Raw genomic sequence first — 13455 nt, forward strand, 5'->3', positions numbered from 1 at the left:
AGTTCTGCGAAGCGGCAACGTTCACCGAGTCCTGGCATCCCGAGTCAGTTTGGTGCGCCGTTCCTCATATTCTTCACTGGTGATCTCTCCCGCAGCGTATCTCTGCTGAAGTAGCTGGAGCGGCGACTGCAACTGTCTGTAAGCGACCCGCCGCATCGGCGTAAAAAAGGAGAAGTACGAGATCCAGATCAGAATCCAGAAAAACCACCAGTACGCGTGCATTCCACCGTAGTAGTACAAATAGACCTCCTGGTCGTGCGTCAAAGGCTTGAGATGAAAATTGGAACAGCCTGTCTGCGACAAGTGTCTTATACCGAAAGGACGGCGTCTGTTCCCTATTGATCGCTCAACCTGCCAGATTTCGAACTAGGGGCGACTAATCAATCCCGAACTTCGATAAGATCGGAATTTTGATCGCATCCAGGATCAGCCCAAAGAGCGCAGCCGCGACAAACTCGCAGCCCAAGATCGACGGAGATAGAGGAGCCATTAGAATTCCTCGTTGCGCCAGCAAGGTTATGATCGCGAGATCGGCGACAGAGGACAAGACTAGCCATCTTGTTGGGCGCAGCCCCCACATATGGCGACGCGCACGCAAAGCATAGATTGTCACCTGGCTCCCATAGACGACTGCGACAACCGCTAGCGTCCTAAGAGATTCAATTCCGAGTCGCAACTGAAACTTTCCGATCGCTACGACCCCAACGCAGAAGGCGAGAAGGCATAGTCCAAGCAGTACCGCCGCACCCGTGATCTTTCCCACATGCCAAGAGTTTGGCATGGCCGATGGACGCACTCTGTCGGTCGTCAGGGACATAGCGAGGAAGTCTCCCGTGATCATCACTATGACCATGAGCAGAGGCGTGAGTACGGCATGGCCTGTCATGATCAAGCCGATTGCCAGCAAAAGAACCTGAACGATCTTTTTGATGACGGAGTTGAGCGTATAGGTAAGGATGCGCTGGAAGGTGACTCTGCCCTCTTTGACGGCGGCGACAATTCCGCCAAGACCAGCCTCCGTCAGCACTACTCCTGCTGCCGATTTGGCGACATCGGTCGCGGTCGAGACAGCGATGCCGATCTGAGCCTGACGGAGTGCGGGTGCGTCATTCGCACCATCGCCGCACATTCCTATCGTGTGGCCGCCTTTCTGAAAGTCCTTGAGCAGGGTGAACTTCCCTTCGGGGAGTATGCCCGCAAATACCGCAAAATCAGTCGGCTTCACTGCGTCTGGAATCGCCCCCGGGGGACAGACTGGGCCTTCGAGACCAACTTCATGAGCAACGATCATTGCCGTCTGCGGGGCGTCGCCTGTCACCATGACCGTGCGGACACCGAGATCCTTCAGTTGCGCGATCAAATTACGTGAGTCGGACCTCGGGGGATCGCTGAGCGCGATGAAGCCGACGATCTTTATCGAGCCGTTCGTACCTACAGCGACTGCCAGAACTCTGAATCCTTCTTTCTCCAGATCGTCTGCGATTCCTACCGCAGCGGGAGTTGCGGAGGTGAGGCTCGATACGACGCTGAACGCACCTTTGATGATCCGCTGCTGGTTTCCTTTTACATCAACAGCCTCCGCCTCTGAGATCTTCGTGGCTGGATCAAATGGGATGAAGTTCGTCAGTTTGGGCGCATCGGTGATCGCTTTAGCACCGGCGGCCGACCTGATCGCTTTGTCGACCGAATCTTGACCGCCATCGGAACTGGCCAGGGCCGCCAGGCCAAGGACATGCGCCTCGTCGAATCCTTCCATCGGTCTTACGCTGCTTACAGAGAGCTGATTGGCGGTGAGCGTTCCTGTCTTATCGCAGCAGAGTGTATCGATGGTTGCGGCCTCGTCCACTGCCGACAGCCGAGTTGGAAGGACCCCTAGCTTCGCCAGCGAGCGGGCACCGATGGCTGCCGCAAGTGTGAAGGTTGCGGGTAAAGCTACGGGAATCGCGGCTAGCACGGAGGTCAGAAGTAGAGGAACAATCTCACTCCCAGGCATCGCATGGAAGTAAGCGTATGTGCCAATGAGGAGGATGACGGCAGCATTGAAGTAAGCGAGGTTCCGAACAATTTGGAGGACTGCCCTCTGCTGTGAGCTCACAACATGGGCAGTGCGCACGAGTTCGGCGGTGCGACCGAATTTTGTGCGGTCGCCTGTGGCCGTCACCTGTGCGGTCGCCTCCCCTCGACGCACGAGCGCACCTGCATACGTATCGAACCCTGCCCCGGCTTCAACCGGCAGTGATTCTCCCGTGACCATGGATTGGTCGAGCTGCAACGACCCGTCCAGCAAATGCACATCAGCCGCCACGACGCCGCCAAGAGACAGCTTGATCAGATCACCGCACACAACCTGGACGGCCGGGATTGTCTTCCACACTCCATCACGACGCACCGAAGCGTTCAATGCAAGTCGATGCTTGAGCGCGGCGAGCGTGGCCTGAGCGCGGCCCTCCTGGAAGTAAGCAAGCGCTGCATTAAATATCAGAAGCCCCGCAATGACTGCCGCTTCAAGGTACTTGTGGAGTACAGTCTGCAGAACGATGGCCAGTTCAAGCAGCCACGGAACGGGTGCCCAGAAATTGGCCAGCACATCCCGCAGCGGGTGCGCGGATATGTCTGGCATGGCGTTCGGACCATCTTTCTGTAGTCGATTAGAGGCTTCCTCCCCTCTCAAACCGGCAGGCATGGAGTTTGTCTGCGGATCGCCGGGGGGCGCAGATATTGAGCTTGGATTGGTCGTGTTTGCACGCATGAAACTCCTTGCCGTTCACTTATTAGGAGCCATCGCTCGGCGAATTCGAGCGATCCCAATTATTCCGACTCGCCGACGGCCGATGCGAAATGAAGCATGACGATCGAATGCGGATTGACTATATAGGTACGACCCTCAACCTCCGAGCCGTTCGCTGCTTCAGCGATATCATGCGGAGATGGAAGAGAGGTGTCAATCAGGCGAATCCATCGCGATGACGTTGCTGAGAGTGGCGGAAGCTCGAACTCCAAATTCTTCTCATAAGAACTCACGGCGATATAGCACTCGTTATTGAGCGCATGGTTATGAAACTCGACGGCGATGGAATGTGAGTCCGGACCCCAGTCCGGCTTGTCGAGCATAGTTCCGTGCCACCTAATGTGCGCGTTGCTAAGGTAGTCCTCGAGGGGGATGACGTTGCCAACAGTGGCTTGCTCGAATTGCAGACGAAGGCGAATCAACTGCTGGACGAACCGAAAGATCTCGGCATTGCTCTTGCACAAGTCCCAGTCGAACCAGCCAACTCTGTTGTCGAGACAATACCCATTATTGTTGCCCTGTTGCGTGCGTCTCACCTCATCCCCCATCAGTAGCATTGGAGTGCCGACTGAGAGCAGTGTCAGCGCAAAGAAGTTCTTGATCTGCCGGATACGGAGCTGTTCCACCATGGGATCTGTCGAGGGTCCTTCAACACCACAGTTCCAGCTAAGATTCGCGTTGGTTCCGTCGCTATTCTGGCTCTTGTTTCCGTCATTATGCTTTGAGTTGAAGGAGACCAGATCATTCAGCGTGAAGCCATCGTGGCAAGTGATGAAGTTGATACTTTGACCGGTAGGGCGATGGCCTCTCTTATAGATGTCTGGGCTGCCGATGATTCGTTGGTGAAGATTCCAGGCCGTATTTTGGTCGCTCTTCAAGAAGCTTCGGACGTCGTCGCGATAGACCCCGTTCCACTCTTTCCACTTGTCTTGTCCGAAGCTGCCAACCTGGTAGAGTCCACCGGAGTCCCAGGCTTCAGCAATGAGCTTCGTGCCGGCCAGCACGGGTTCGGAGTCAATCTCCCAGATAATCGGAGCATTGAGCATAGGGGCTCCAGAATCACTTCGAGAGAAAATAGAAGCAAGATCGAAACGGAACCCGTCCACATGCATCTCGGAGACCCAGTACCTGAGACTGTCGAGGATAAGCCTCTTGACTACGGAGTGGTTCGACTTGAGAGTATTCCCCGTTCCGGTGAAGTCTGCGTAGTGTGCGCGGTCGTCTTCAAGGATGTAGTAAAAATTATTCTCCAGACCCCGAAAACAGAGTGTTGGGCCATGCTCGTCTCCTTCAGCAGTGTGGTTGTACACAACATCAAGTAGGACCTCGATTCCAGCAACATGTAGCGCTTTCACCATCGTACGGAACTCATCGATACATGCGACTGGATCCTCGGTGTTCGTACTGTACGCGAGGTGTGGAGCGAAGAACGAGACAGGATCGTAGCCCCAATAGTTGGTCAACCCGGAAGGTGCATCTGAAACATCGAATTGGAAGACGGGCAGAAGCTCGACAGCCGTAATCCCAAGAGACTGGAGATAGGGAATCTTCTCCACTACGCCCAGATAGGTTCCGCGCACGGCGGCCGATACGCCGGACGATGGATCGCGTGTAAAGCCAGCAACGTGCATCTCATAGATAACTGTGCTCCGGAAGCGACGATTAATTGGCTTATCGTCTCCCCAATCAAATAAAGAAAGATCTGCGACTACACTCTTCATCGAAGTCGCGGCATTGTCACCGGGGATGCAGGCTGCAGCGCGGCTGTAATTGCGGCCGACTGAAACGCCTTTGCCGTAGGGGTCGATCAATACCTTCTGCGCATCGAAACGTTGTCCTGCCACTGGATCGAGGGGACCGTCTGCGCGATAGCCGTATAGTTGTCCCGGCTTGATCCCCGGCAGAAAGATGTGCCAGTAGTGAGAGGTGCGATTGAGCACCGGGTCGAGGGTGACGGTGCGCGCGGCAGCATCATCGTCAGCGTGGTCGAACAGGACTAATTGCATCCCGCATGCGCTTGCAGAGAAGATGCTGAAGTTTGTTCCATCGGGACATACGGTCGCGCCCAAGGGATAGGGCCTGCCAGTCGCAGCGCTCATCGCTGCCAAAGGATCTGCCCGGCTTCAAGGGGGACGGAAGCACCAGAGCGCATTGGAACAACTCGAGCCGTATAGTCGGTGGCCGGACGCTTGGCCGGGCAACACATGGAATAGAGCTCGTTACCGGACATGGCGGTCGAAGACTTGGATGGAAACAGAATCTCTGGTGTGGTGCCGGTTTCTGCGATGGGACCGGCATACACCTCGACGGTGAATTGGTCCGGATGGAGCAGGCCGGCAATGACTTCTATTTGGAAACGATGTTGGCCATCCTTGGTTTCAACTTCAACTTTGCCAAAACGAAGGGTGTCCCATCCTCGTGTAAGGCCCTGCTGCCATTGCATCACTTCGATGCCGAGCTTGCCGTCGTTAGCGGCACGATCCCTATAGCCGGCAGCGGCCGGCAGATAGCGATCATTCGTATATTGACGGATTGCCCGGCTTGCGGAAAACTCAGGCGTAAGGGTTGCCATACTCTCGCGAACGCGCTCAAGCCATTTTGACGGCATCACTTGGCCGTCCCGCGTATAGAACTCGGGCACGACCTGTTGCTCCAGCAGCACATAGAGGCTCTCAACTTCCTGCGCATCCCAGGCCGCATCCTCGCCGTGCTCCTTTCCATCCCCGATAGCCCACCCGACCTTCGGCGTATAAGCTTCCGCCCACCAGCCGTCCAGTTCGGAGATGTTGAGTCCACCATTCGCCAGCACCTTCATACCGCTGGTCCCGCATGCCTCCCACGGCCTGCGCGGCGTGTTGATCCAAAGGTCCATGCCTTGCACCAGCTCCTGTGCCATCTGCATGTCGTAGTCGCTGAGGAAGACCACATGCCCGCGAACCTCGGGGCGCTTGATGAAGTCGTTCCATTGCTTGATCAACGCCTGTCCCGGCTCATCCTCGGGATGCGCCTTGCCAGCGAGAACCAACTGCACCGGATGTCGCGCATCGGTGAGCAGACGGATGAGCCGCTCGGGATCATGCAGAAGAAGATCGGGACGCTTGTACGTAGCGAAGCGGCGAGCGAATCCAACTGTGAGCGTCTCCTCGCGGAAGATGTCGGCAACGTTCAAATGAGAGCCGCCCTCAGCAGAGAGTTGTCGCGCATAGCGATCGCGTACCTGCTTCAGCATCGCCCTGCGAGCTTCGGTGCGCATCTGCCACAACTCGTTGTCGGTCAAGCAACGGACATCGTCCGCAAGCGGACGGTCACCCCGCCAGCGTCCCGCGCCGCACACCTTTGTCCAAAGAGCATCAGCTTCGGCTGAATCCCACGTAGGCACGTGAATCCCGTTGGTCACGGAACCAATGGGCACCTCGATTTGTGGCCATCTTGGAAAGAGTGGCTGAAAGATCTGCCTGCTTACTTCTCCGTGAAGCTTGCTGACACCGTTCACCTGGCCGCTGCCACGGAGCGCGAGGTAAGCCATATTGAGCGGCTCAGAATCATCTTCGGGATTCTGCCTTCCAAGAGCAAGAAGACTCTCCATGGGGATTGCGAGTTCGTCCTTCGCGTAGTGCTCCAGGTGCTTCCGGCAGAGGTCCGGAGCAAAGCGATCAAAGCCAGCCGGCACGGCGGTATGGGTGGTAAACATGTTCCCAGCCCGGGTGATGGTCAACGCGAGCTCAAAGGAGACATGATGGTCGGCCATGTAGTAGCGAGCGCGCTCCAGCACTGCGAATGCCGCATGCCCCTCGTTCAGATGGCAGACTTCTGGATTTAGACCGATCTCTCGCAGCAATCGCCAACCTCCAATCCCCAAAACGATCTCCTGCTTCAGCCGCATCTCAGCATCGCCGCCATAGAGTTCGCTCGTGATGCCGCGATGTGCTGCCGTGTTCGCGAAATCGTTCGCGTCCAGAAGGTAAAGCCGGGTTCTGCCGACGAGCACCTCCCAGCAGCGCAGCCAGATTCTCGCACCTGTAAGATGAACTTGAATGCGCAGCCACTCGCCGTTCGGCCGACGCACCGGCTGGATGGGCAGTTGACCCGGATCATTGACCGGATAGAGAGCGCGTTGATTGCCTTCAGAATCGAAGTCCTGTCGAAAGTATCCCTGGCCCCATAACAGGCCGACCCCGACCACCGGAACGCCGAGGTCGCTCGCCGCCTTCATCTGGTCGCCCGCTACATTTCCCAGCCCGCCAGAATAGATTGGCAATGCTTCGGTCAGCATAAACTCCATGCTGAAATATGCAATCGTTGAGAGCGCTGCTCCGGGATGCGTCTTCTGGAACCACGCATCAGCGGAAAAGAACTTGCGCTTGTGCTGCAACAAAGCGGAGAGGAGGTCTTGAAAATCAACCGTCGCGAGCAGTGTCTTGACTCTGTCATGGGAGACGGTCTGGAGAATGACCCAGGGGTTCTGAGTCGCCTCCCACAGATAGCTGTCCAGCGCCTCCCAGAGCTTGTCCGCCATGTGATTCCATGACCAATGCAGGTTCAGTGCCAATTCTTTCAAGGCATCGATTCCCAATGCCGGCGCTGGCTTTACTTCTGGAACGTCCTTGTCCGGCCTGGTCGATTTGGGATCGCTCACTTTGTCTCCTGAAGTTGCGGCGTCTTGAGTGCAGGCATCGCCGCTGTAAACGCCTGGTTTGCGACGGTCTGAGCTTCAGCCTCGATCAGGGCCAGACGTTCCTCCCCGCTAAAGCTCTCGGCATAGATCTTGTAGATCGCTTCAGTGCCGGATGGCCTTGCGGCGAACCACCCGTTTGCGGCAGCCACCTTGATCCCGCCAATGGTAATACCGTCACCAGGAGCCTTGGTGATGATCGTGATTGGCTTTTCACCTGCAAGATCGGTCGTGTGAATATCGCTTGCAGTGATCCGCTCCAGCGCGATCTTCTGTTGGTCAGTAGCATTGGCCTGAGACCGCCGATAGAGCGATTCTCCTAGTTCGCGAGCCAGTTCCGCATAGAGCTCGCCAGGATCTCTTTTAGATACCGCCGTTATCTCCGCTGCCAGCAGAGCGGCGATGATTCCATCCTTGTCCGTGGTCCAGACAGAGCCATCCCTGCGTACAAAAGAAGAGCCAGCGCTCTCTTCCCCTGCAAATCCGAGACGGCCATGAAGCAACCCTTCGACGAAATACTTGAAGCCGACAGGTACTTCGTAGACCTTTCGACCTTGCCGCGCTGCGACACGATCGATGATACTGCTGCTGACCACCGTCTTGCCCACTGCCATTTCCTTTGTCCACCGCGGACGATGCGCGAAGAGGTAGTCGACACATACCGCCAGATAGTGATTGGGCGGTAACAATCCGATACTACGGGCTACGATTCCATGGCGGTCGTGATCTGTATCGCATGCAACGGTGAGATCGAATTTATCCTTCAACGCAATCAGAGGTCGCATTGCGTACTCGGACGACGGGTCCATGCGAATTCTGCCGTCCCAATCAAGCGTCATGAATCGGAAGGTTGGGTCGACTGTCTCATTCACAACCTGCAAATTCAGACCATACCGCTTCGCGACCGGCTCCCAGTAATGCACGCCGGCACCACCGAGAGGATCTACACCAATGCTGATCCCCGATGCCCGGATCGCATCCATATCGACGACGTTGTGCAGGTCTTCCACATACGGAGTCAGAAAATCATGGCGATGCGTCGTGGATGCAACCAGTGCTTTCTCGAGCGAAGTCCGATTGACACCTTTGAGCTGCTTGGCGAGAAATTCGTTCGCCTTCTTCTCAATCCACGTCGTAATCCTCTCTTCTGCCGGGCCGCCGTGAGGCGGGTTGTACTTGAAGCCGCCGGTCTCGGGAGGATTGTGCGAAGGCGTGATCACAATGCCATCCGCGAAGCCGGAACTCCGCCCGCGATTGTAAGTCAGGATGGTATGTGAGATCACCGGGGTAGGGGTATATTCCTCCCGCCCCGCCAGCATCACGTCGATCCCATTGGCAGCTAGGACCTCAAGCGCGCTATCGACGGCCGGGCGCGACAACGCGTGCGTGTCGATACCGAGGAAGAGTGGCCCATCAATCTTGTGCTGCTTGCGGTAGAGACAAATTGCCTGCGTAATCGCAAGGATGTGCCATTCATTGAAGGTCTTCGCGAATGACGAACCTCGGTGTCCGGACGTACCAAAGATGACGCACTGCGCGGGATTCTCTGCATCGGGTCGGTCCTCGTAATAAGCCGCGATCAACTTCGGCACATCGACAAGATCGCTGGCAATTGCCGGTTTCCCGGCTCTGGGATCGATCTTCATTGGATGATTCATTTCTAGACCGACGACTCGACTGGTCCTGCCGCTACTTCAATAGGAGCTTGCGGATTGCCTCTAGTTCGGCTTTCCGCTTTGCTGTGGTGTTCGGATAAGACATCTTCAAATCCTTAATGGCATCCATTACGATTCTGGAGACAATCAAGCGGGCATTCTCTTTGTCGTCAGCTGGCACGACAAACCAAGGCGAGATCTGGGTGCTCGTCGCATTCAGGCACTCCTCAAACGCATCGGCATATTGCTTCCAATACTTTCTCTCGTGAATATCCGCAAGACTTAACTTCCAATTCTTGTCAGGCTCGTCGATCCGCTCTAAGAAGCGCTTACGCTGCTCCTCCTCCGAAAGGTGGAGGAAAATCTTCACGACGTGCGTACCATTGCAGTGCAGGTGGGTCTCGAAGTGTTCGATCGAACGGTATCGCTCGTCCCAGACAGTCTTCTCGTCGAGCAGTTCCTCTGATAACCCTTCGTTCCTGAGAATCTCAGGATGCACACGGACGACCAAGACCTCTTCATAGTAAGAGCGGTTGAAGATACCGATTCGTCCACGCTCCGGAAGCCTGCACGTCGTGCGCCAAAGGAAATCGTGTTCCAGTTCCTCCGCACTTGGCTGCTTGAAACTATAGACTTCGCAACCTTCCGGATTGATCCCCGACATCACGTGCCGAATCGCACCATCCTTGCCCGCCGCATCGATGCCCTGAAAGATGAGCAGCAGCGCGTAGCGATGCGAAGCGTAGTGCAATTGCTGAAGTGAACTTAGTTCTTGGACGTGGCTTTCGAGCGTCCTCCGATACTGCTTCTTTGACTTGCAGTACGGTTTGATCGCGGTCGGCCTGTCCTTGAGCTTGAACTCTTTGCCGGGATGAACTCGGAAGTCGTTTGATTGAATCTTCACATCTCTCCTTTCCGGACGCGCATGCCTAAACTGCATGAGAGGATGCGCCTGACGCGAGTATCTCCCTCACCAGCGATCCATTCTGTCCTCATTTGCTCGTGGCAGATGGTAACCGGCAACACCTGCAGTCTGATTGATCAGATTCTCTTGGTGAACACTAGCTGCTGCTTCAGCCCGACCGCTTGGATTTCTTCTTGGTGAGCGCCTCAAACCCGGCGATCACGTCGAAGAGCTCCTCATCGATGCCTTCCTGCCGGAGTCGGTGAAACTTGCGATTGAGATCGTCAAGCATGCCATCGATGTTCTTTTCGGCACGTTGCATCGACGCCAAGCGACTTGCATTTTCGCTTGCCAGGGACTCCGCGCAGGCCTGAAATAACAGCACAAACAAGTAGTCCTGAATAAATGCCGTTAGCGCTGACGGTATGTCGTCAATTACCTGCGGAGGTATCTTTGTCGGCCATGGCGTTGCTCTTAACGTCTTTTGCCATGATTCATCTAGAGGAAGCAGACGTTTGCTGACAGGCTCATACGAGGAGCTCAGCTTCGGATGGTTGTGGAAGACCTGAATCTCCCATACCTCACCTCGCTCACGGGCCGATTGAATCTCGAGGAGAATCTGCCCGACGAGTGGTGTGATCGCATCGAGAGAACCTGGCACTTCCATTTCTTTGATCGGACTCTGAGTGCTATCTGCCAGCAATGCTTTCAGGCGCTCGCCGACCGCCCAGATCTGAGTCACTTTCCCTGGGAGGGCTCGCAACGACTGCAGACTGAACTCCACGATCACTTCATTGAAGCTTCCGACAAGACCCTGATCCGAACCGAAGATCACAGCACCGATCTGCTGTGCACGCCGCGGCTTGATTTCACCGGCGGATGGGTTCTGTGCCTCTCCGTGCAGGCACGCGATCATTCCAAGTTCGATTGTCTTCAGATAGTCGTCAAGAGCTTCGTCCGCCCTCTCGTATTGCCCGATGCTCGAAGCGGCGAGAGCCTTCATCGCCCGCACGACCCCGCCAAGGTTCCGCGCTCCATTGATCTTTCGGCCCAGTTGTTCGGTGGAACCGCTCATGCGCCACCCTTCGGCGGCGGCCCTGCGTCTTTCTTAGGCTGCAAGCTGAAAAGCGCCGCTGTCGCCAGGTCAATGATGGCCTTATGGTCACCATCGCTCAGCTTGTCCTCGGACAGAAGTCGCGTGGCAATATCTTTCGGTAAAGTTGAGAGTGCCTTCTGAAGAGCGACTTCTCCGTCCGGTACCTTGTCTAGAGGCACCTGATCGAACAGGCCAGCCTGCAGGGCAATCAGAACGACGATCTGCTCAGCAACAGGAACGGGCTTCGATTCCGGCTGCTTCAGGCAAGCTCGTATTCGCTGACCATGATCGATGGTCTTGCGTGTCGCTTCGTCGAGGTGGGTGCCAAATTTTGCGAAGGTCTCAAGCTCTTCGAACTGCGAGTAGGCAAGTTTCAGATCCTTCGCAACGGCCCGGTAAGCGGGCTTTTGCGCCTGGCTGCCCACTCGCGAGACAGACTGCGCGACGTCCACGGCAGGAAGCACGCCGAGTTCGAACAGCGTAGGAGACAGGTACACCTGTCCATCGGTAATCGAAATCAGGTTGGTTGGGATGTAAGCGGAGATGTCTTGCGCGTCGGTCTCGATGATCGGAAGAGCGGTCAACGAGCCGCCGCCGAGCTCCTTGATCAAATGGGTGGATCGCTCCAGCATGCGGGAATGGATATAGAAGATGTCGCCGGGGTAAGCCTCTCGACCGGGCGGCCTGCGAAGGAGCAGTGAGAGTTCGCGGTAAGCTTGTGCGTGCTGTGTGAGATCGTCATAGACGATCAATACGTCGCGACCTTGCTCCATGAAGTACTCAGCGATACTGGTCGCCGCGTAGGGAGTAACGTAAACCAACCCCGGAGCGTCGTTGCCTTCCGCCACTATGACGACCGTGTACTCCATCGCGCCTTTCTCCTGTAGATTGGCGACGACCTTGGCTACGGAGGACGCTCGCTGCCCAATGGCGCAATAGACGCAGATCACATTCTGCCCGCGCTGATTGAGAATGGTGTCAATCGCAATCGCGGTCTTGCCCGTCTGACGGTCCCCCAGAATGAGTTCTCGCTGGCCTCGACCGATTGGAATCATTGCATCCACGACCTTCAATCCCGTTTGAAGGGGAACGCTGACCGCTGCGCGGTCCATGATCGCCGGCGCTGGCCGTTCCACTGGTAAGCGGTGCTCGGTGATCACTGGGGGCTTCCCATCAATGGGCCTGCCCAACGCATCGATGACACGGCCCAGCAAGGTAGTGCCCACGCCAATGTCCATCACACGCCCGGTTCGCCGCACTTCGTCGCCGACATGAAGGTCCTGATATTCGCAGAGCAGGATGAGACCGACCTCATCTTCATCCACATTGAAGGCCATTCCCAGGCGATCGCCGGAGAATCTTACCAACTCCTCATTGCCAAGATTCGGCAGACCGGAGATCGTAGCCATCCCGGTAGAAAGACTGGTTATGATCCCAATCTCCTCTGTTTGCAGCTTTGGGGCGTAGCTGGCGCACGCATCCCGGAGTCCGTCGAACGCGCTATCGACCGCCGTCATCAAAGCTCCGGCTGGCTCGCTCATTTGGCCTCGGCGGCGGGTGCAGCTGCAGGCTCGGGCTTCGTCTCTTGCGTTACCATCGCGGCAACACTTTGATCGAACGAATCGAGGTAACTAGAGATGCTCCATGACAGTTTCTGCCCCGGCGCGGTGAGTTCGATTCCACTGACCGCGTTCGCATCCGTTTCATAACGAACTCGAATCACTGCGGAGAAGGTCTCATTCAGCGCGTTCTGGATCGCGGTCTTCTGCTCATCGGGAAGAGTGAACGCGCTGCGGAGAGGAGAAGCCTCGGGTGAAGATTTGAGCGCGGCACCCATCTCATATTTATCCTTGGCATTCATCTCCCCCAATCGGCGAGTGAAGACTTCTCCGATCCGCTCCTCCAACGTGACCGAGGCGAGATCGGTCAAAGTCTTTCTGGTGATCGCGAATACCTGGTCCTGCGCCATCCGTCTGATTGCGGCGGCTTGGTGTGCCTGGTCGTCTTTGAGCGCGGCGGCTTCAGAGGCGCGGAGGCCATCGGCCTGCTTTTGTGCTGCGTCGATAATACGATCGTGCTCTGTCTTGGCGTCCGCCTCGGCCTTGGCCTTCATCGCATCTCGTTGCTCATCGAAGCTCTTGTTCTTCGCTTCAAAATCTGCCTGCTGCTTCTGAGCACTCGCCACCTTCGCTTCGGCGTCAGCCAATTTTGACGCGATACCCTTTTCGCGAGTGTCGATCGCATTCAAGATCGGTTTATATAGGAAGTGCTTTAACAGCCAGACAAGGATCAGGAAGTTGACCATCTGGGCGATAACGGTGAACCAGTCGATGAGCATAG

Annotated in this window: 9 protein-coding genes; all 9 read right to left on the reverse strand. The window is 56.2% G+C overall.

Going from position 1 to position 13455, the window contains the following annotated elements; genetic code table 11:
• Nucleotides 1-21 precede the first annotated feature (21 nt).
• Entirely contained in the window at nt 22-222 is a 201-nt protein-coding gene (locus OHL18_RS23330) for an SHOCT domain-containing protein (RefSeq protein WP_396274630.1), read from the reverse strand.
• Between the two features lie 154 nt (nt 223-376).
• Nucleotides 377-2749 carry an HAD-IC family P-type ATPase gene (locus OHL18_RS14270; protein WP_317890495.1) on the reverse strand — a complete coding sequence of 791 codons (2373 nt, stop codon included), beginning with the start codon at nt 2747-2749 and terminating at the stop codon, nt 377-379.
• A gap of 59 nt (nt 2750-2808) precedes the next feature.
• Nucleotides 2809-4887: a glycogen debranching protein GlgX gene (gene glgX, locus OHL18_RS14275; protein ID WP_263375518.1), complete on the reverse strand. Its 2079-nt coding sequence runs from the start codon at nt 4885-4887 to the stop codon at nt 2809-2811.
• Nucleotides 4884-7424: an alpha-glucan family phosphorylase gene (glgP, locus tag OHL18_RS14280; RefSeq protein ID WP_263375519.1), complete on the reverse strand. Its 2541-nt coding sequence runs from the start codon at nt 7422-7424 to the stop codon at nt 4884-4886. Before glgP ends, glgX begins: the two co-directional genes overlap by 4 nt.
• Complete coding sequence (gene pgm / locus OHL18_RS14285) at nt 7421-9106, reverse strand: phosphoglucomutase (alpha-D-glucose-1,6-bisphosphate-dependent) (RefSeq protein ID WP_263375520.1); 1686 nt, start codon at nt 9104-9106, stop codon at nt 7421-7423. Before pgm ends, glgP begins: the two co-directional genes overlap by 4 nt.
• 43 nt (nt 9107-9149) lie before the next feature.
• Nucleotides 9150-10019 carry an ADP-polyphosphate phosphotransferase gene (locus tag OHL18_RS14290; RefSeq protein ID WP_263375521.1) on the reverse strand — a complete coding sequence of 290 codons (870 nt, stop codon included), beginning with the start codon at nt 10017-10019 and terminating at the stop codon, nt 9150-9152.
• A gap of 169 nt (nt 10020-10188) precedes the next feature.
• Nucleotides 10189-11094, reverse strand: coding sequence for a F0F1 ATP synthase subunit gamma (locus tag OHL18_RS14295; RefSeq protein WP_263375522.1), 906 nt, complete (start codon nt 11092-11094; stop codon nt 10189-10191).
• On the reverse strand, nt 11091-12656 hold the full coding sequence (locus OHL18_RS14300) for an alternate F1F0 ATPase, F1 subunit alpha (protein WP_317890496.1): 1566 nt from the start codon (nt 12654-12656) through the stop codon (nt 11091-11093). Before OHL18_RS14300 ends, OHL18_RS14295 begins: the two co-directional genes overlap by 4 nt.
• A complete protein-coding gene (locus OHL18_RS14305) occupies nt 12653-13453 on the reverse strand; it encodes a F0F1 ATP synthase subunit B family protein (RefSeq protein ID WP_263375523.1) in 801 nt (266 codons plus the stop codon). Before OHL18_RS14305 ends, OHL18_RS14300 begins: the two co-directional genes overlap by 4 nt.
• Nucleotides 13454-13455 lie beyond the last annotated feature (2 nt).

It is taken from the genome of Granulicella aggregans (genome assembly GCF_025685565.1).
Lineage (GTDB): Bacteria > Acidobacteriota > Terriglobia > Terriglobales > Acidobacteriaceae > Edaphobacter > Edaphobacter aggregans_B.